The sequence below is a fragment of the Nocardioides korecus genome (assembly GCF_054778395.1).
Genome location: NZ_BAAGZO010000017.1, coordinates 1 through 17,854 on the forward strand (window position 1 = coordinate 1; position 17,854 = coordinate 17,854).

The following is a 17,854-nucleotide window of genomic DNA, read 5'->3' on the forward strand; positions in this document are numbered from 1 at the left end:
ACGGCTACACGGCGAGATCGGACTCGTCCCACCCGTCGAGTTCGAAGAAGAGCACTACCGGCTCAACCCCGCGCCGACTACCGTCGACGCGTCAGTTCAGAGTCTCTACTGAACCCGGCACGCAACAGAGTTCGCCGAGCCCTACCCGATGCGTGTCGGGGCAATCGAAGGCACCGGCGGCCACGGCGCCGGGCTGACCCGGCGCCTGGCTCAGGGCGAGGAGGTCGTCATCCAGCTCGACCGCCCCGAACGAGCACGCCGCCGCAACGGCGTCAAGTCCCACCCGGTCGACGCCATCCGTGCGGCCCGTGAGGCACTGGCTCGCCCCAAGGTCGGCACCCCTCGTGCGTCTGGTGTACGCCAGGCCTTCTCGGTCCTGTTTGCCGCACGGCGCTCCGCAGTCGATGCTGCCGCCGTGGCGCAGCGCCAGCTGTTCAGCCTGGTCATCGCAGCCCCCGAAGCACGGCGTGCCCGATTCCGCGGCCAGAAGATCCCCGCCATGCTCAAGACCGCCTCGGCGCTGCGGATCAGCCAGTCGTGGGACACCGAAACCCGCTCAACCGCAACAGCCCTGAAGGCTCTAGCGCGGCGTTCGCTGGCGATGAGCGCGGAAGCAGCCGAACACCAGCGCGCGATCCTGGCGATCGTGCGCGTCTGGCGGCCCGATCTCCTCGCGCAGGTCGGGGTGGGACCGATCGTCGCCGCCACGGTCCTGTGCGCGTGGTCCCATTCCGGCCGCGTGCACTCCTAAGCAGCCTTCGCCATGCTCGCCGGCGTCTCACTGATCCCCGCGAACCGCGGTCAGGTCAATACCCGCTATCGCCTGAACCCCTACGGCGACCGTCAACTCAACCGGGCCTTGCACACCATGGTCATCACCCGGATCACCTGCCACCAAGCCACCCGCGACTAAATCGCCCGACGCACCGCCGAAGGCAAGACCCCCGCGAGATCAAGCGATGCCTCAAGCGCTACATCGCAAGAGATCTCTACCGACTGCTCGAGCACCGGCACCCTGCAGGGGCTTGACGAACCATAGGAGCGTCCGGACCCCGACCTGCGTCCGCAGAGTCAGACGGCGGCGAAGGGTGTCGCCCCCTCCGAGGTGGCCGCTTCATCTGAGGCCTTGCCGGGAGCCAGCTGGCCGACGAGGGCGAAGAACGCGGCACCGAGGAGAAGCACGGAGACGTACGACGCGTAGGCGCTCAGGGCCGAGCCGATGAACTCCACCAGGAGGAACGCCCAGATCGCCGGTCCCACCCAGACCAGACCGGTGCGGGTGCGGAACACACCGATGCCGAGAAGCATCAGACCGAGGACGGTGCCACCGAGGCCGGCCAGGGAGAACAGCATCACCGGTGAGCTCTGCAGCTGGGTCAACAGGTCCGCGTACACGCCACGGTTGGCCTGATCACGGGCCATCATCACCATGACCATCGAGGTGCCACCGAACACGATGTGGCCGAAGCAGCCCAGGACGCCGAGGGCGGTGCCCCAGGCCGACAGGCGAGGAGCACGCGGAAGCAGCAGCCGCCCGATCGCGAGCACGGCGATCAGCAAGGGCAGCTGGCTCACGAGGAATGCGACCGCCGACACGGCGGCCAGCGGGGAGGCACCGAGCGCGGCCAACTGCTCGCGCGGCGGGCCGTCGAGGTTGGGCTGGAAGACGATCGATACGGCGGCAAGGACCGGGCTGGTGATCAGGGCGACCTGTGCCGCGCGGAGTCGGGAAGGGGTGTCGGGATACATCGGGACCTCCGGGGTTCGTGGCCGGTGGATCCGGCCGTTGACCAGCACACCGCCATTGGCCTGCCGCCCACATCGGCCGCAAGATGAGACCCGGTCAACTTTTGATGACTGCCGGGGCGGCGTCCGGACACCTAGGGTTTCGGGTGTGACCGAAGCGCGGACCTCCCCGGCCTCTGCCCCGGTGTCGCCTCGGGTGTCGGTGCCTCGCCGCATCGAGGTGCTGATCGCAGTCGCGGTCGCCGTTGTCGGCCTGAGTGAGGTGTGGGTGCCGTTCACCTCACGACAGGGATCGGGGTCGGCGGGCTCCGCGACGGTGGCGGTGCTGCTCACGGCCGTCGCCCTGCTCTGGGTGCGGCGGCAGCCACTGGCCCCGGCCCTGACCTTCCCGGTCGTCTGGGGAGTCGTCGGCCTGGCGGCGCCGACGTACGTGCTGTTCTACGGGCAGATGGTGCCGCTGGAGCTCACCGTCTTCATGGCCGCCCGGTTCGGGCGGGCCCGCACGCCTTGGTACGTCGCCGGTCTGGCCGCCCTGTCACTCCTCGGGATCGACCTGTTCGTGCCGCTGATGCAGGACCCCGGCGAGATCACCTTCCACTGGACCGTTACCGCGCTCGTCTGGTCGGCCGGCTCCGGGTTGCGGGTGCTAGAACGCCGGGCTCACGAGTCGACCCGGCGTGCGATCGAGGCCGAGGTCGGCGCTGCCGAGCAGGCGATGCAGGCGGTGCTCGACGAGCGCGCCCGGATCGCCCGCGAGCTGCACGACATCGTGGCACACTCGGTGAGCTCGATGGTCGTGCAGGCCGGCGCGGCCGAGGAGGCCGGCCCGGCAGACCCGGAGTTCGTGCGCCGCGCCCTGGGCAGCATCCGGACGACCGGCAACGACGCCCTCGCCGAGATGCGCCGCCTGGTCTCGATGCTCCGCCTGCTCGACCACGCCCCGCTGACCCCGCAACCACGGCTGGACGCGCTGCCCTCGCTGATCGAGCAGTGTCACGGGCCCAATGTGGGGCTCCGCATATTCGGCACCGTGGGCGCGTTGCCGGCCGGGGTCGACCTGGCGGCGTACCGGATCGTGCAGGAGGCGCTGACCAACGTCCGCCGACACGCGGCAGCGACAAGATGCAACGTGACCCTCACGTACGCCGACGACGCGATCCACGTGGAGGTGGTCGACGACGGGTGCGGCGGCGAGGTGGCCGCCGCAACGTCGGGACACGGGCTGCTCGGCATGCACGAGCGGGCGGTGCTCTACGGCGGTCACGTGCTCGCCGGTCCTGAGCCGGGCGGCGGGTTCGCCGTCCGGGCGAGCCTGCCGGTAGCACGATGACGCTGCGCGTCCTGGTCGTCGACGACCAGGAGCTGGTGCGGGCCGGCTTCCGGATGATCCTCGAGCGCGGTGGACTCGAGGTGGTGGGAGAGGCGGCCGATGGTGTCGAGGCCGTGGAACGCGCCGTCGCGCTGCGGCCCGATGTTGTTCTGATGGACGTCAGGATGCCGAGGATGGACGGCATCGAGGCCACCCGGCAGATCGTGGCACGGACCCCGGACGTGAGGATCGTGGCACTGACGACCTTCGACCTCGACGAGTACGTCTACGAAGCGGTCAAGGCCGGTGCCAGCGGGTTTCTGCTGAAGGACCTCTCCCCCGCCGACCTCGTCCACGCCGTCGAGGCGGTGGCCCGGGGCGAGGCGCTGCTCGCGCCGGCGTTGACCCGCCGGCTGCTGGACCGGTTCGTGGCCCGGCCCCGACCCGGAAGTCCGGACCCGCGGTTGGCAGCAGTCACCGAACGGGAGGCCGAGGTGCTCGGCCTGATCGCGCGCGGCCGCTCGAACGCGGAGATCGCCGCCGAACTGTTCCTGAGCGAGGCGACGGTGAAGACCTACGTCTCCCACCTCCTGACCAAGGTGGGTCTTCGCGACCGGGTCCAGCTCACCGTGCTCGCGTATGAATGCGGCCTGGTCTCCCCCGGAGCTGACTGACACCCCCACCCGGCAAACCGCATACGGCGCCGGACACTCGTCTGAAGCTTCCGGGCCCATCAGTCAGTAGTCGTAGGCGTCGTTGACCGCCGGCACGCGGTCACCTAGTCCGAGCCTCGTCAGCACGCCCACGTGGGTCTTCACTGTTGTCGCGGGGACCCCGAATTCCTCGGCCCCTCACTGGGGCGGTGTTTGCTGGCGAGCGGTGCAGTAGGTAACCGGCCGGCAGCGCCCAGAGCAGGAAGTAGATCAGCCCGAGGAGGCCGGCGATCTCGAGGGGGCCACCGTCGTAGCTGCTGGCGTCGACGAGGATGAAGGGCACCCCGACCAGGCTGAACCAGCCGAACCACTGGGGTGTGCCGGACGTGCGGAGCACGGCGAGTCCGGTGGCACCGAATAGCAGGGTGGCGGGAAGCGAGGACACGTCCAGGATGCCCTCTTGCATATGGCCGAGGGGCGGGACGCATCGGCTCCTCCCCCGCCGTGCACGAACTGGGCCGAGCCGAGGGCCACGGCCTGGGACAGCAGCATGAGGCCGCCGCTGAGTACGCCACCGGCCAGGGCTGCCGCGGCAAGCGATGCGGAGCGTTGGTCACGGCGGCAGAATTCGGCCACAGCCACGGCCAGGACGATGAAGGCCAGGGCGCCGAGGCCACGCACGTAGGCCTGCCCGATGACGGCGCCGGTGTGGTGCACGAGCCAGCCGGGGTCGGCCGCCGCGGCCATGTCGCCACCGGGTGGCGCGGGCAAAGCGGCCGCCCCGACCACCAGTAGTGCGGCGTAGGCCGGGCCGGCCAGCAGGAGCTGACGCACCCTGCCCGGCGCAGTGTCGCGAGGTGTGGTGGGTTCGAACATGGGAACTCCTCGGGTCGTGGAAACGTGGTCCCCCGACTGTCGGCCGGGGGGAGTCCCGGGTCGTCTGTCTGTGGGCCGTCGCTGCAGTACGAAGGGATGACTTCGCAGAGAGCGAGGTCGGCCTACCGGTGGATCCGTGTCTGCCCAGGGATAGACGCCGCTCGGGTCCAAAGGACCTATCGTCGTGTCCATGACCCTGATCGGACGCGGTCAGTTCCCGGCACGACGGGTGGATGGGCTGGCCTGCGCCGTACTCCTGCTGATCGCTGAGTCTCAGGTGTGGCTTGGCTGGAGCGACGGTGGCGTGGGTGTCGCTCCACACCCCGAGCAAGTGGCCCGGGGGCTTCTCGTGCTGGGAACCGTTGGACCGCTCGCTTGGCGACGGCTGCGGCCGCTCTTCGTAGCCGCCATCTGTGCCGCGATGATCGTCCAGCTCATCGCCGTCACCCCGTACCTGTCGCTGTTGGGTGCCCTGCTCCCGATGGCGATCGCGAACTACACGACGGCCGCGTACGCCCGGCGTGGGCAGGTGGCATGCCTGGTCCTTGTCCTGGCCACACAGGCCGTCATCTACACCGTGATCCCCGAAGAGCGGGTGCAGGGCGAGGTGCTGTTCTCGGTGTTCGTCATCCTCGGGACCTGGCTGGCCGGGGACGTCGTTCGCACCCGGTTGGCCAGGGCCGAGGTGGCGGTGAGTGACGCCCAGCTCGTGGTCGAGCAACGGGCCGCGGAGGCAACCCTCGCGCTGGCCGACGAGCGTGCCCGCATCGCGCGCGAGCTGCACGACGTGATCGCGCACAGCGTCAGCGTGATGGGCGTGCACGCCGGAGCCGCCCGCACCCTCCTCGACAACGACAACAAGGCCGCTGCGCGTGAGGCCATGGTTTGCATCGAGGTGGCCGCCCGGTCGTCGGTGGCGGAGCTCCAGCGACTGTTGGCGGTGCTTCGTGCGGACGACGCCTCGCCCATGAATCGTCATCCGCAACCAGGCCTGGCGATGCTGCCCGATCTGGTCGACCAGGTGCGCGCCGTAGGCTTGCGCGTCACGGTCTGCGCTGACCCGGTGCCCCACTCCACCGATCCCGAGCTGGTCGGCAAGGTCACCGGCATCTGCGGGCTGTACTTGCCCCCCGGAGAACGCGATCGTGCTGTGTGTCGATGAGAAGTCCCAGGTCCAGGCGCTGGACCGGACCGTGCCGATCCTGCCGATGGCCGAAGGCCGAAGGCCGGATCGAACGCCGCTCCCATGACTACTACCGGCACGGCACCTCGACGTTGTTCGCGGCACTCGACATCGCCACGGGCGAGGTGACCGCGGCGCTCAAGCCGCGCCACCGTCACCAGGAGTTCTTGGCGTTCCTCAGCCAGATCGAGCGGGCCTACCGCCATGTCCTCGACGAGGACGGCGTGCCGGTGCAGCTGCATCTGGTGATGGACAACTACGCCGCCCACAAACACAAGAACGTGAAGGCGTGGCTCGCTGAGCACCCCCGCTTCACGGTGCACTTCACCCCGACCCATGCCTCGTGAATGAACCTGGTCGAGGTCTGGTTCGGCATCGTCGAACGCCAAGCCATCCGTCGCGGTGTGTTCAAGTCCGTGGCCGACCTCAACGCCAAGATCCGCGCCTTCATCAACGGCTGGAACGACCGCGCCCACCCATTCGTATGGACCAAGACCGCCGACCAGATCCTCGCGAAGGCCAACCGTCCAACAACTTCAAATCCACGCCACTAGTCCTGCGGCACCAGCTCAGGATCGGCGTTTAAAGCGCTTGCGGAGGCGCGACCACAGCGATTGTTGACCCGCTGGATTATCAAGACCTTGTTCAATCCAAGCCAAGAAGAAGAGCAAACCCCCGAGAGCGGCAATCATTGCGACCACGAGTACAAGACCCGCATCTAAATCGTTTGTCATCTGGGTCTTGACCTCTTGCCCTGTCGCAAAACACCGTTCGAACTTTGGGCAGAGCGGCGCACCGCCCACCGTGATGAGATGGTACAAGGGTGACCATTTCAACCGCGCCACCACCGACCTATAGCGCTTACGCCGCCAGTCCAACGGTTGAGCTGTGACACAGTCGTGGCGATTGTCGATCGTGCTCGCCCTCAACCTGCTGCTCATAGGTGGCCTGGTCATCGTTGGGCTCAGTGCTCACTCTCTGGGCGTGCTGGCAGCCGGCGGCGACTCACTTGCCGACTCGCTGGCGATAGCCCTCGGCCTGTTCGCCATCCGCCTACGCGATCGTGCTGGGGGTCGCTCCAAGGCGACTACGGTCGTCGCCGGGCTCAACGGGAGCTTGCTGCTGCTCGTCACGCTCGGGGTGATGGTTGAAGCAGTGCGCCGGCTTGTTAGTCACAGTCCCCAGGTCCAGGGGTTGCCCGTGCTCATCGCGAGCGTGGTCACCATGCTCACCATGTTGGTCTGCGCCGTTATCGCTGGTGGTGATGACGATGATCAGGACCTGCACATGCGTTCAATTGTCTTAGACACCGTTGCTGATGCGGTGGCAGCCGGTGCAGTCGCCACTTCGGGAGCGATCATCCTGTGGCGCGGAGGCTGGTATTGGCTCGACGCAGCTGTTGCTCTTGGGGTCGGTCTTGTCATTGCCGGTCAGGCGGGCAGGCTTCTGCGGGACGTCAAGCGCGACCTTACGCGTGATCAAGCGGCGGGGAACACTTTCATCTAGCCCCGTACGTGACGCCGGTCGCCGCAGCCAAGGACCTCTACGGCCGCGGCGTAGGTGAGCCACTCGTCCACCGGGTGAGGATGCCCCAGAGGTCACGAACCCGCAGTCCTCGTTGGTGTGATTGGCTATCAATTCTGGCCAGGCAGCGGTTTAGTCTTTGGAAATGGTGGACGTCAGCAGTGAGCAGTACTTCCCCCTGTCTCCAGCCGCTTGCTTCCGCGCTCTGCACGCCGTCACCGCTCGGCTGTTCACACTTCGCGGTGTGGACGCATTTGCGCGAAGCGTGGCCTTCTCAACTCCTATGTCAGCGTTCTCCTGGGGCGCTCACATGAATGCTCAGGTGGTGCCGGCACTTGCAGGTGCCTACGTTCGCGTGGGCGGGGCTTCCAAGATGGCCAGGAACGTCACGGCTAAGGGGACCGAGTCCAAGAACGGGCGTGGTGCAGCCATAGGTGACCCACGCCCGATCTCGTACCCAACCTGTGTGGTCAGAGCAGCTAGTGGTACGTGTGAGCGGCAGTGGTCCCTGGTAGGTCCTGTCGGGCGGGTGAGCGTGAACTGACCTGCGTCGCTGACCTGGTCCTCGACGGCTGAAGGGCGCCTTCACGGTGGCTTCACGTGGAGGTTCCTAGGGTGCGGGTCGTGATGTGGATTGGTGTGCTTGTGGCGGCGTGTGCGGCGGGCGGGTTCGCGGTGTCCACGTCTTTGCAGCACCACGCCAATGCACGGCTGGCTGGCGCCGTGGCGATGGGTCGCGACGCCAGGCCGGCCGGGCTGGTACGGCAGCCGTGGTGGGTGTTCGGGCAACTGGTGGCGTTCGCGTCCTTCGCCCTGCACGCCTGGGCCCTGGGAATCGGTCTGCTGGTCGTGGTCCAACCGATCGTGGTGTCGGGCATCGTGCTGGCCGTGCCGGTCCGGGCCGCGCTGGACCGCCGCCGGCCCCGCCGGTCCGAACTGGCGACCGTCGCGGTCACCGCAGCCGGTCTGGCGACCTTCCTGGTCTCGGGCCGTCCCTCGGCCCCGGTTGGTCCGGTCCGACCCGACCAGGCCCTTGCGCTGCTGTTCGTGGGAGCTGGTCTGGTGGCCACCGCGGTCGCGGCGTGGGCGGCGCGGGGCCGCGCAGGTGTCACCCGGGCCGGTGCCTACGGGTTGGCCTCGGGGGTGTTATTCGGGCTCACGGCCGCTCTGGTCAAGCTCGTCGCGGTCGCGGTCGCAGCCGGACATCCCACCTCGGCGTGGGGAGTCGCGGGCGTCGTGGCCACCTCGTGGGCGGCCTGGCTGGTGGCTCCGGTGGGCATCGCAGGCGTGGTGCTGAACCAGTGGGCCTACCGCGCCGGTCGGCTCTCGGCCTCGATGCCGTTGCTCAACGTCGTTGACGTGCTGGTCGCCGTGGGGTTCGGGGTTCTGGTCCTGGGCGAGACCCCGGCCCACGGCCCGCTGGACCTGCTCGGAGAGCTGCTCGGCGCTGTCCTGGTCACCCTCGGGCTGCGTCGGCTGGCGCGCACGGAGCCCGACCCTCTCCCGATCGAGACCGGTCGTGTTTCCCTCGTCCCCGCAGAGTCTGGAGCCTGACGTGCACCTCACCGATCCGGCCTCGACCTTCACGACCCTGGTGGGCCTTCTCCCGGGCGCGTGGACCATCGCCAGTGCGGTCCTGGCGCTGGGTGCGCTGGCCCTTCCGGTGGCGCTGCACGTGGGGACGTGGGGGGCCTACAAGGACTCGCCGTTCGAGGGCTACCACGCGCTCCGCCAGGCCCGCACCCTGCTGCTGTCCCTGGTGGGGGCCGCCGTCGTGCTTCTCCTGGCCCCGCCCGGAGCGGTGGCCGGGGCGCTTCTGCCCGCCGTGGGGGTGGTGTACGCCGTGGAGCGGCTTACGACCGAGTGGTGGAAGTCGATTTTGCGTGTCGACGACCAGTCGGCCTACACCATCCCGATGCGGTTGGGCTTCCGTGGACGCCCTGTTGAGGACCGTCGGGTCCGCTGGGCTGTGGGGGCCGGGGTTCTGGTCGGGATGGGACTGGTCGCTGCTGGGGTGTCGGCGCTGCAGGGGCTGGTCGGGGCCGCGGTGCCGGGCTGGCTGGTGCCGCTGACCGTCGGTGGTGTCGGGGGGTGGCTGACCGCAGTCGGTGGAGCGTGGAAGGACGCGCCGGTCGAGGGGTTTAGCGGCTGGAAGTTCCTGCGCAGCCCCGCGGTCGCCACGGCCTGGGCACTACCGCTGTCGATGTTCACCGGCGACTGGGTGACCCTCGCAATGGGTGCCGGTGGCTTGGCCGTGACCTCCATCGAAACCTACAAGACCTTCTTTACCGGCGGCCGCGCCCCAGGCAAGTTCGACGGAAAGCCCCGGCGCCCACTACCGCCGCACCTGCACGACCGGCTCGCCCGGGCCCACGCCGCTTCCTGGGGTCTGATCGCCCTGCTCGGGATGACCCAGGCTGCGGTCTCACTGGGGGCCGGTGATGTGCTCGGCGCCGCAGCTGCGGGTCTTGTTGCCGCCGGCTCGGCGGCAGCGGCTCGCGCCGTCTTGCACGCTCACGCCGAGCTCGCCCGAGGCCGGCACGCCGGTGTGGACGGTGCGGCGTCGTCGGGCCTCGACCCGCTCGCTTCAGCCCCCGAGCCCGACGCTTGTGAGCTGCTGGACGCGGCCCGTTGACCACGGCCGATGAGGAGTCCAACGCCGGTTCGGCGACCGTGGCGCGGGGCGCGCAGTTGTCGCGCGACCGCTCGACCACGCTGCTCCCGCAGCGGTGGTCCTCTCGCGCCTGGGCCATGGGTTTGATCGGGTGGGGGGCGGTGTTCGGGCTGCTGACCTGGGACGCACGCAGCCATCACGGCCCCACGCCGTGGGACCGTCAGGTGCACACATGGGTCCTGGTGCACAGGAACGCCCCGCTGGACGCTGTCCTGGGCCTGGCCACGCACCTGGGCACCACCGCGGTCCTGGTGCCGCTGCTCGTGCTGGCCGCCCTCGCGGTTCGCCGTCGTCGAGGGACCTGGCGTCCTGGGGTGCTCGCCCTGGCGTCGTACGCCGCGGCGGTCGTGTTGCACCAGGTGGTCGCCGTGTGGGTGCACCGGGCCCGGCCACCAGCGCACGACTGGGCCGCGCCCGCAGGCGGATGGTCCTACACCTCCGGCCATACCACCCAGGCCTGGGTTGGGTGGGTGTTGCTGGTGAGCCTGCTCTTGCTCGCGCGAAGGCGCGGAGAGCCTGCCCGTGCCTTGTCGGTGACCTCGCGCGCGGTCGTGGTCTTCGCAGCGGTGCTGGTAGCAACGATGGTGTCGGTGAGCCGGGTCTGGCTCGGGGTGCACTGGCCGACCGACGTGCTCGGTGGGGCTGCTTCGAGCTTGGCGCTGCTGTGCGTGGTCGGTCTGGCCGAATCGCGACGGACCTTGGGGGTCCCGGGGCCCCTCAGGGAGGTGGCCGGGGAGGTCAGGAGGTGATGGCGGGGCGGCGCAGCTGCTGGGCCAGCAGCCAGGCGCCCAGGGCGCCGCCGCCGACGGGGATCTCGACCAGGAAGACGAACGCCCGGTAGAGGACGGCCGCGGCGGTGACGCTGACCGGGTCGCCGCCCAGGGCCAGGAGGACGCCGACGAGGCCGAGGTCGGCGACACCGACGCCGCCGGGGGTGAGGGGTACGACGGTGAGCAGCCGTTCGACGGCGAAGGCGGCCAGGACCTCGGGCCAGGTGCTGGTGGCGCCGGTGATGTCCAGGCACAGGGCCAGGAGCATGCCCTGCAGGAAGACGTAGCCGGCCATGCCGGCGGACATCCGCAGCCAGCCTCGCCGGAGGAGTCCGGCGCTCTGGGCGCGCACGTCGACCAGCGCGGTGGCCAGGCCCAGCTCGCGGTCGGCGCGCGCGTGCTGCCCGAGGAGTCGCAGGCCGCGTCGGGCCAGGCGTTCCAGGACCCGTCCAGCGGCGGCTGCGGCACGCTCGCTAGAGAGCACGTAGGCCGAGGCCACCGCGAACGCGATGAAGGCGACCGCGGCCACGGTGGCTGCTGTGCGGACCCAGGACGTGATGGTCTCCCCGGCGTGGAAGAGCGCGGCGACCGCGACCAGGGGAAGCAGCAGTTTGGATCCGACGTCCCACAGGTTGGTCAGGAAGGTGTAGCCGGTGAACGCGCGACCGTCGATGCCCCAGGTGCGCATCATCCGGCGGTTGAGCTCGACGCCGGCGGCCCCACCCAGGGGCACGACGTTGGCCACGGCCGAGCCGGTGAGGTTGAGGGTCAGGGCACGGCGATGGGTCAGGCCCGGCGCCGCGGCGGTGAGGACGAAGGAGTGGACGTAGAGACCGAGGATCCACACCACCCCAAGGCCGAGCACCGCGGGCCATTGAACCGAGCCTAGGACGGGCCAGATGCCGTGCCAGGAGACCGAGACGGCCCGGGGCAGTACGGCGGCGACCAGTCCGACCGCCGCGGCCCAGGACAGAAAGAAGCGCAGGCGCGCCCGTCGGTCCGAACTGGGATCCGCCGATCGTGACGTGGCGGGGAGGCCGTCCGCCCGATCCGCCGGGACAGCTTCGAAGGGCTTTATTGCCGGGGCCGTGGTCGCGGGCGCTGGGTGGCTCCTCACGCCCAGGCCTGCCCGGTGCGGCGGCGTCCAAGCAGCCGCTGGCGGAGCTCCTGGGCCTTCCAGGTGAGCACGAGCATCGCCGCTTCGTGGGCGATTGAGGCGGTCATCTTGGAAGCGCCTGCGGTGCGCTCGGTGAAGGTGATCGGGTGCTCGGCGACGCGCAACCCGCGGCGTTCGGTGCTCCAGGTGTTCTCGACCTGGAAGCCGTACCCGCTGGAGGTGGTCTGCGTGACTCCGGCGCGGCGTACCGCTGCCGCCGTCCAGGCCCGCATCCCGGCGGTCGTATCGCGGGTGCGCAGGCCGAGGACTGTGCGGGCGTAGGTGTTCGCGGCCCAGGAGATCAGTCGGCGGCGAGCGGGCCAGTTCACGGTGTGGCCGCCAGGCACGTAGCGCGAACCGATCGCGACGTCGTGAGTGGCCAGGAGAGCCAGAAGCGCGGGGACGGTCTCGACGGGGTGGGAACCGTCGGCGTCGAGCTGCACGACGGCGTCGTAGCCCTCGGCCAGGGCCTGGGCGAACCCGGCCCGGTAGGCGGCCCCTAGGCCGTCCTTGCCGGTGCGGGCCAGCAGGTGGACCCAGCCGCGGTCGGAAGGGGCGTCGTCACGGAAGCCCACGTGGGCTCGGACGACGTCCTGGGTGCCGTCGGGGCTGGCGTCGTCGACGACCAGGACGTTCAGGTCGTGGCCCTGGGAGCGAGCCACGTCCGCCCGCACAGCGCCGATGTGGTCCAGCAGGTTCCCGATGGTGTCGACCTCGTCGTAGGTCGGGCAGACGATCACGCAGCGCATGGACCTGACGCTAGGCCGAGGTCGATGAAGTCTTCGTGAAGGCGGGGCCGGGAGGCCCGGGGTCCTGGTCGTCCCCCGGGACCGTCGTGGGCAGGAGCACGGTCATGGTCGTGGCGGTGTCGTGGGTGCACGGGACGGTCACGTCGAGCCCGTGGCTGGTGTGGCACCCGCGCGAGCAGATCCGCAGCTCGCCGCCGGCCTGGATGACCAGGGCATTGACCAGCGACAGCCCGAGCCCGGACCCGGGACGGCCGCGGGCCTCCTCGGCCCGCACGAACCGCTGCGTGACGGTGCGCAGAAGCTCCAGCGCCATCCCGTCGCCGGCATCGGCGACCACCAGCCGCGCCCACCCGGCCGCGGCCCGGTCGACGGTGACCTCGACGGGTGGGGCGCCATGGGCGGCGGCGTTGTCGAGGAGGTTGGTGACGATCCGCTCGACCTGGAACTCCGGCAGGGGCACCACCAGCGGGTCGGAGGGCAGGGCGACCACCAGGTCGCCGGCACGGGAGGGGTCAGCGGCACGGCGCTGGGTCACGACTCGTTGGACCGTGGCGACCAAGTCTTTGTCGTGGGGGTCCTCACGGTTACGCAGCCCAACGCGGCCGACCTGCAGCAGCTGCTCGGCCAGCTGCGCGAGCCGGTCCAGGTCCACGCGCAGCTCGGTCAGGATGCGTTCGTGCTCGGCCACGGTGCGAGGGCGCCGCAGGGCCAGCTGGACCCGACTGGTGAGCAGCGTGACGGGGGTGCGCAACTCGTGGCTGGCGTCGTCGACGAAGTGACGCTCGCGGTCCAGGGCCTCCTCCAGCGAGGCAAGCATGTCGTTAAAGGTGTGGCCCAGGCGGGTGATCTCGTCGTCACGGTTTGCGGGGACGGCCAGACGCAGGTCGCCACTGCCGCCGGCGATCTCGGCGGCCTGGCGGCGGTACCGCTCGACCGGTCGCAGGGCAGCGCGGGAGAGCCGGTCCCCGACCAGGGCGCTGATCAAGAGGACCCCGAGCCCAGCGACGCTGAACTGGACCAGGAGCTCTCGCAGCGCCTCGTCGCGGTGGTCGCGGCGCACGCCGACGAGCAGCAGGTCGCCGGGGGTTCCGCCGGCCGCTGCCACGTGGACGCGGAACGATTGGGCCGAGACGGGCAGGAAGTCACCGACGTTGTAGACCCGTGGCTGGGTGACCGCGAGGTGGAGACGCCGGACGCTGACCAGGGCGTTGTCCCCGGTGGGCCCGCCGTGGTCCAGGACCCGGCCGTCGGAGGTGAGGATCTGCCAGCCGACCCCGGTGGCGTCGGCCTGGGCGTGGTTCGCGACGGTCCCGTCGGGTCGGACCAGGGCCGTGAGCCGTCGGTCGGCCTGGGTGAGCTCAGAGTCCAGGCCTCGGTCCAGGGCGTAGGAGACGCGCCAATAGATCAGCGCCCCGGCAGCCAGGGTGGTGACCAGGGTTGCGGCGGCGAAGCCGGCCACCAGGCGCGCTCGCAGCGGTAGCCGGGACAGTCGCGTCCGGACCCGAGTCATCCGGCTGGGGCGGCGGTGGGGTCGAGCCGAAAGCCGACTCCGCGCACGGTGGTGATGGAGTCACGACCGAACGGCTTGTCGATCTTGGCGCGGATCGCAGCCAGGTGGACATCGATGACGTTGCTGCGCAGGTCGGTCTCGCCGTCCCAAACCTCGTCCAAGACGTCCTGTCGGGTCACGACGTGCCCGGCGTGGTCCGCGAGCAGGTGCAGGATGTCGAACTCGCGGGCCGACATCGAGATCTCGGTGGCGCCACGGGTGACGCGTCGGGACCCAGGGTCGACGGTCAGGTCATCGACCCGCAGGGGGGCGTCCTCGGTGTGTCCGCCGCGGCGGTACAGGGCCCGCAGCCGGGCGAGCAGCTCGTCGAGGTCGAAGGGTTTTGGCATGTAGTCGTCAGCGCCGGCGTCGAGTCCCTCGATGCGGTCGCGGACATCGCCACGGGCGGTGAGCATCAGGACCGGGACGCTCAGGCCCAGGTCGCGGAGCCGGCGCGAGACGGTGACGCCATCCATCCCGGGGAGCATCCAGTCCAGCAAGGCCACGTCGTACGACGGGTCTCGGAGCAGCCGGTCGTAGGCGGCGCGACCGTCGTGCACCACGTCGGTCTTCCACCCGGCTTCGGTGAGCGTTTCCTCCAACAGCGCGGCCAGGCGGACGTCGTCCTCGGCCAGCAGGATCCTCACAGGTGTGCCTCCAGCCTGGTGGTGGGGGTGTGACGACGCCGATCGCCACCGTAGAACACTCGACGCCGACCGCCCGGTCGAACAGCCTGTTGAGGCCGCGCACCGAGCGGTACTCACAGCGGTGCCGCCGGAGACGTCAGGGCCGATCCGGTAAGCGTGACTGGGGTTGGTCGCGCTCCTTGCGCCTTCGAGCGCCGCCGGGCTCGAGGGCCGTCACCAGGATCAGCAGCGCAACAACGCTGATCACAATGACGACGACGGTGAACACGCCATGCAACAGGCCTTCCATCAGACGCATGCCTTTCCTCAGGGTAGATGCGGTGGAGGCAAGCCTGCGTGGGGACGTGGGGAGTGTTTGCATAGAACTCACGGGTCTCACCTCGCTCCGACCAGCTCGGGGCGCCCGGGTCGTGTCTCGGGAGACGGGCTCCGTGCCGCTGTGGAGGGCTGGTCCCTCAGCGGTGTCGGGACCGGTGGGGCGCCGCCACCGGCGCAGCACCCGGCGACCAATCAGCCACGCCACTACGAGGCCCGCCAGGGCCAGCCCGGCGTGGGAGACATATCCCTCCACGGTGTGCCAGCTGTCCCCAGCCAAGAACCCGATCGTGGCCACGAGCGCCGCCCAGACCACGCCGCCGCTGACGTTGGCGGCCAGGAACCGCTTCGGAGCCATCCCGGACATGCCCGCGAGGCCAGGCACCATGACGCGCAGGGCGGCGGTGAAACGACCCAGGAAGACCGCAGCGACACCCCGGTGACGCAGCGCGTGCTCGGCGCGCTCGAGGTGGTGCGAGGGCACGATACGACCCAGGGTCGAGTCCAGCACCCGGCGTCCCCACCGTCGACCGACCCAGAACCCGACCGCGTCTCCTAGGACCGCCCCGGCGATGCCGGTCGCGATCACCGCCAGCAGAGGCAGGTGGCCCATCCCGGCCGCCACCCCGCCCAGCAGGAGTGCCGTCTCGCCCGGGAAGACGAAACCGAGGAACGCCGAGGACTCCAAAGCCGGGAGGGTGAAGACCATGACGAGCAGTACCCAGGTGGGCATCAGGAGGAACTGTTCGAACAGCCCGGTCATCGGTGCGCCCCCACGAGGTCGCCAGACTGGCCTTCAGAGCTAGCGGTGACCAGTGAGGCAGGGACCGGGGCCGTGGTGAGGAGCGGCCGCAGCGGCGTACGCGCCAGCCTCTCCACCGCGGGGACGGCCAGTGGCCGGATGATCAGCCAGGAGCCGCCGGTCACGGCGGCCCCGAGGAGCAGCCCGGCTACCACGTCGAGCGGGAAGTGCGCCCCGACGTAGACGCGGGTGGCTGCCATCAGCAATGCGAGCGCGGCCGTGGCCACGCCGAGGCGCCGGTGGGCCAGCAGCACGCCGGCTGCGGCGGCACCGGCCATGACGGCGTGGTCGCTGGGGAAGGAGAAGTCCGCCGACCGGCTCACCAAGACCTCGACATGGGCCAGGACGGCATAGGGACGGGGCTCGGCGACCGCAGCGCCCACCACCTGATTCACCCCCAAGGCGATCAGGGCACCGATCGGCGCCCACAACGCAGCGGCAACACGGGGGAGCGAGCCGTCACGGCCGGCCAGCAACCACGAGGCCACGAGGAGGCCCGCGAACACGACGACGCCATACTTCGCGAACGCCGTCGCCGGAGCATGCAGCCACGGAGTGTCGCGGGTGATCGCGTTGACGAGCCGGAACCACCGGTCGTCGAGTCCTGCCCAGACAACCTGGGCTGTGCCGTGCGTCATCTTGCGCCTCCTGGTCGCCGGCCCACGAACGGTGGACGGACGTGGTGTGGAACCGCCGAAGTGCGGCTGTAGCCCCACCGTAGGAAAAGCAGCGTTAAGCGTCGGTGAAGATGCAGCACCGCCCGCCCCACTCTGGAATCGCGCCCGGAGACAGCCGCGGCATGCCTTCAAGACCCGGCAAACGACCGCCGAGACCCACACGAGGACCAGGGACTCCGCTCCAGCTCGACCCCGACCGAATGGACGGTCGTGTCCCGGACCAACTAAGGACCAGCTTTGGGTGGGGGTTGACTCATCTGTAGCGCGCTGGAACTCCCCCACTCCGTAGGAAACGATCGAGGCGGCAGTCGGCATAGAGCTCACGGGACCGGTATGCGGGTCCCGGGCCCGTTGCGGGATGATCGTCTAGGTGCCATATCAAGGAGCGAGGACGCGACGCGTTGCCCGATAGGCCGGGTGCCGTGAGTGCAAGCCGTCGATCGAGCCCCCGGAGGCCTGGCTGCGAGGTGGCAGGCAGCAATGGAATCGAACTTTAGCCAAATAGTGCGTGCCCCGGGCGTGACGTGTAACACTCTTATACCGATATGTGATGAATGCGCAGTCGCAGACGCACGTACGGCTGCTCTTTACCCACCTCGCCCAGTTGGAGAATCCCCATGCGCATGCGTTCTATCGCCCTCGCCGTTGCTCCGGTCACGTTCCTCGTGGTCAACCACCCTGCCGTCGCCTCGGCTTCGACGTACAAGTGCGACGGGCTGGCGGCCACCATCGTCGGCACCTCCCACCGCGATGTCATCCACGGGACCTCTCACCGCGACGTCATCGTCGCCCTGGGGGGCAACGACACCATCTACGGCGCGGGCGGCAATGACGTCATCTGTGGAGGCGCGGGCGACGATCACATTATTGGCGGGAACGGTAACGACGTCCTGGTCGGTGGCCAAGGCAGCGACGTCCTCAACGGTGGTCAGGGCAATGACGTCGAGAACGGTGACGCGGGCAACGACCACGTTGACGGTGGTGCTGGTGATGACTCTCTCAACGGTGGTGATGGCGCCGACGTCGAGAACGGCGACGCCGGGAACGACCACATCGACGGCGGCGCTGGTGATGACTCCCTCAACGGCGGTGACGGCGCCGACGTCGAGAACGGCGACGCCGGGAACGACCACATCGACGGCGGCGCTGGTGATGACTCCCTCAACGGCGGTGACGGCGCCGACGTCGAGAACGGCGACGCCGGGAACGACCACATCGACGCGG

At 69.6% G+C, this 17,854-nt stretch carries 16 protein-coding genes and 2 pseudogenes; 11 read left to right on the top strand and 7 right to left on the bottom strand.

Annotated elements, in window-relative coordinates; genetic code table 11:
• Nucleotides 1-148: 148 nt before the first annotated feature.
• Nucleotides 149-751, top strand: a complete 603-nt coding sequence (locus ACYVDA_RS20240) for a transposase (protein WP_460820344.1) — start codon at nt 149-151, stop codon at nt 749-751.
• 12 nt (nt 752-763) lie between these two features.
• Complete coding sequence (locus tag ACYVDA_RS20245; protein WP_460820345.1) at nt 764-913, top strand: hypothetical protein; 150 nt, start codon at nt 764-766, stop codon at nt 911-913.
• Between the two features lie 158 nt (nt 914-1,071).
• Here ACYVDA_RS20245 and ACYVDA_RS20250 read toward each other — a convergent pair whose 3' ends face one another.
• On the bottom strand, nt 1,072-1,749 hold the full coding sequence (locus ACYVDA_RS20250) for a hypothetical protein (protein ID WP_460820347.1): 678 nt from the start codon (nt 1,747-1,749) through the stop codon (nt 1,072-1,074).
• Between the two features lie 199 nt (nt 1,750-1,948).
• On the opposite strand from ACYVDA_RS20250, the gene ACYVDA_RS20255 reads away from it, so the two are divergent.
• The 8 genes and pseudogenes from ACYVDA_RS20255 (at nt 1,949) to ACYVDA_RS20290 (ending at nt 10,714) form a co-directional block, all read left to right on the top strand.
• A complete protein-coding gene (locus ACYVDA_RS20255; RefSeq protein WP_460820348.1) occupies nt 1,949-3,076 on the top strand; it encodes a sensor histidine kinase in 1,128 nt (375 codons plus the stop codon).
• Nucleotides 3,073-3,729 carry a response regulator gene (locus ACYVDA_RS20260; RefSeq protein WP_460820349.1) on the top strand — a complete coding sequence of 219 codons (657 nt, stop codon included), beginning with the start codon at nt 3,073-3,075 and terminating at the stop codon, nt 3,727-3,729. The genes ACYVDA_RS20255 and ACYVDA_RS20260 overlap by 4 nt, the downstream gene beginning before the upstream one ends.
• 1,045 nt (nt 3,730-4,774) lie before the next feature.
• Nucleotides 4,775-5,527: pseudogene (locus ACYVDA_RS20265) on the top strand (histidine kinase); the annotation flags it as partial.
• Between the two features lie 129 nt (nt 5,528-5,656).
• Nucleotides 5,657-6,321, top strand: a pseudogene (locus tag ACYVDA_RS20270) (IS630 family transposase); the annotation flags it as partial.
• Between the two features lie 361 nt (nt 6,322-6,682).
• Nucleotides 6,683-7,273: a cation diffusion facilitator family transporter gene (locus tag ACYVDA_RS20275; RefSeq protein ID WP_460820363.1), complete on the top strand. Its 591-nt coding sequence runs from the start codon at nt 6,683-6,685 to the stop codon at nt 7,271-7,273.
• 645 nt (nt 7,274-7,918) lie between these two features.
• A complete protein-coding gene (locus ACYVDA_RS20280) occupies nt 7,919-8,845 on the top strand; it encodes a DMT family transporter (RefSeq protein ID WP_460820364.1) in 927 nt (308 codons plus the stop codon).
• Between the two features lies 1 nt (nt 8,846).
• Nucleotides 8,847-9,926 carry a hypothetical protein gene (locus ACYVDA_RS20285; RefSeq protein ID WP_460820350.1) on the top strand — a complete coding sequence of 360 codons (1,080 nt, stop codon included), beginning with the start codon at nt 8,847-8,849 and terminating at the stop codon, nt 9,924-9,926.
• The gene (locus ACYVDA_RS20290) at nt 9,923-10,714 is read left to right on the top strand and encodes a phosphatase PAP2 family protein (protein WP_460820351.1); all 792 of its coding nucleotides are present in this window, start codon (nt 9,923-9,925) and stop codon (nt 10,712-10,714) included. Before ACYVDA_RS20285 ends, ACYVDA_RS20290 begins: the two co-directional genes overlap by 4 nt.
• On the opposite strand, the gene ACYVDA_RS20295 is transcribed toward ACYVDA_RS20290, so the two are convergent.
• The 6 genes from ACYVDA_RS20295 to ACYVDA_RS20320 all read right to left on the bottom strand — a co-directional run bounded on the left by ACYVDA_RS20295 (nt 10,704) and on the right by ACYVDA_RS20320 (nt 16,591).
• A complete protein-coding gene (locus ACYVDA_RS20295; RefSeq protein WP_460820352.1) occupies nt 10,704-11,852 on the bottom strand; it encodes a lysylphosphatidylglycerol synthase domain-containing protein in 1,149 nt (382 codons plus the stop codon). The two genes, ACYVDA_RS20290 and ACYVDA_RS20295, sit on opposite strands and share 11 nt — an antisense overlap.
• Nucleotides 11,849-12,640 (bottom strand): polyprenol monophosphomannose synthase, encoded by a 792-nt coding sequence (locus tag ACYVDA_RS20300; protein WP_460820353.1) that lies wholly within the window; start codon nt 12,638-12,640, stop codon nt 11,849-11,851. Before ACYVDA_RS20300 ends, ACYVDA_RS20295 begins: the two co-directional genes overlap by 4 nt.
• A gap of 10 nt (nt 12,641-12,650) precedes the next feature.
• Complete coding sequence (locus tag ACYVDA_RS20305; protein WP_460820354.1) at nt 12,651-14,150, bottom strand: sensor histidine kinase; 1,500 nt, start codon at nt 14,148-14,150, stop codon at nt 12,651-12,653.
• A complete protein-coding gene (locus ACYVDA_RS20310) occupies nt 14,147-14,836 on the bottom strand; it encodes a response regulator transcription factor (RefSeq protein WP_460820355.1) in 690 nt (229 codons plus the stop codon). Before ACYVDA_RS20310 ends, ACYVDA_RS20305 begins: the two co-directional genes overlap by 4 nt.
• Nucleotides 14,837-14,972: 136 nt before the next feature.
• Nucleotides 14,973-15,914, bottom strand: a complete 942-nt coding sequence (locus ACYVDA_RS20315) for a DedA family protein (protein ID WP_460820356.1) — start codon at nt 15,912-15,914, stop codon at nt 14,973-14,975.
• Nucleotides 15,911-16,591 (bottom strand): phosphatase PAP2 family protein, encoded by a 681-nt coding sequence (locus ACYVDA_RS20320; RefSeq protein ID WP_460820357.1) that lies wholly within the window; start codon nt 16,589-16,591, stop codon nt 15,911-15,913. The genes ACYVDA_RS20315 and ACYVDA_RS20320 overlap by 4 nt, the downstream gene beginning before the upstream one ends.
• 656 nt (nt 16,592-17,247) lie before the next feature.
• On the opposite strand from ACYVDA_RS20320, the gene ACYVDA_RS20325 reads away from it, so the two are divergent.
• Nucleotides 17,248-17,854: calcium-binding protein (locus ACYVDA_RS20325; protein WP_460820358.1), on the top strand; the 607-nt coding region annotated here is incomplete at its 3' end.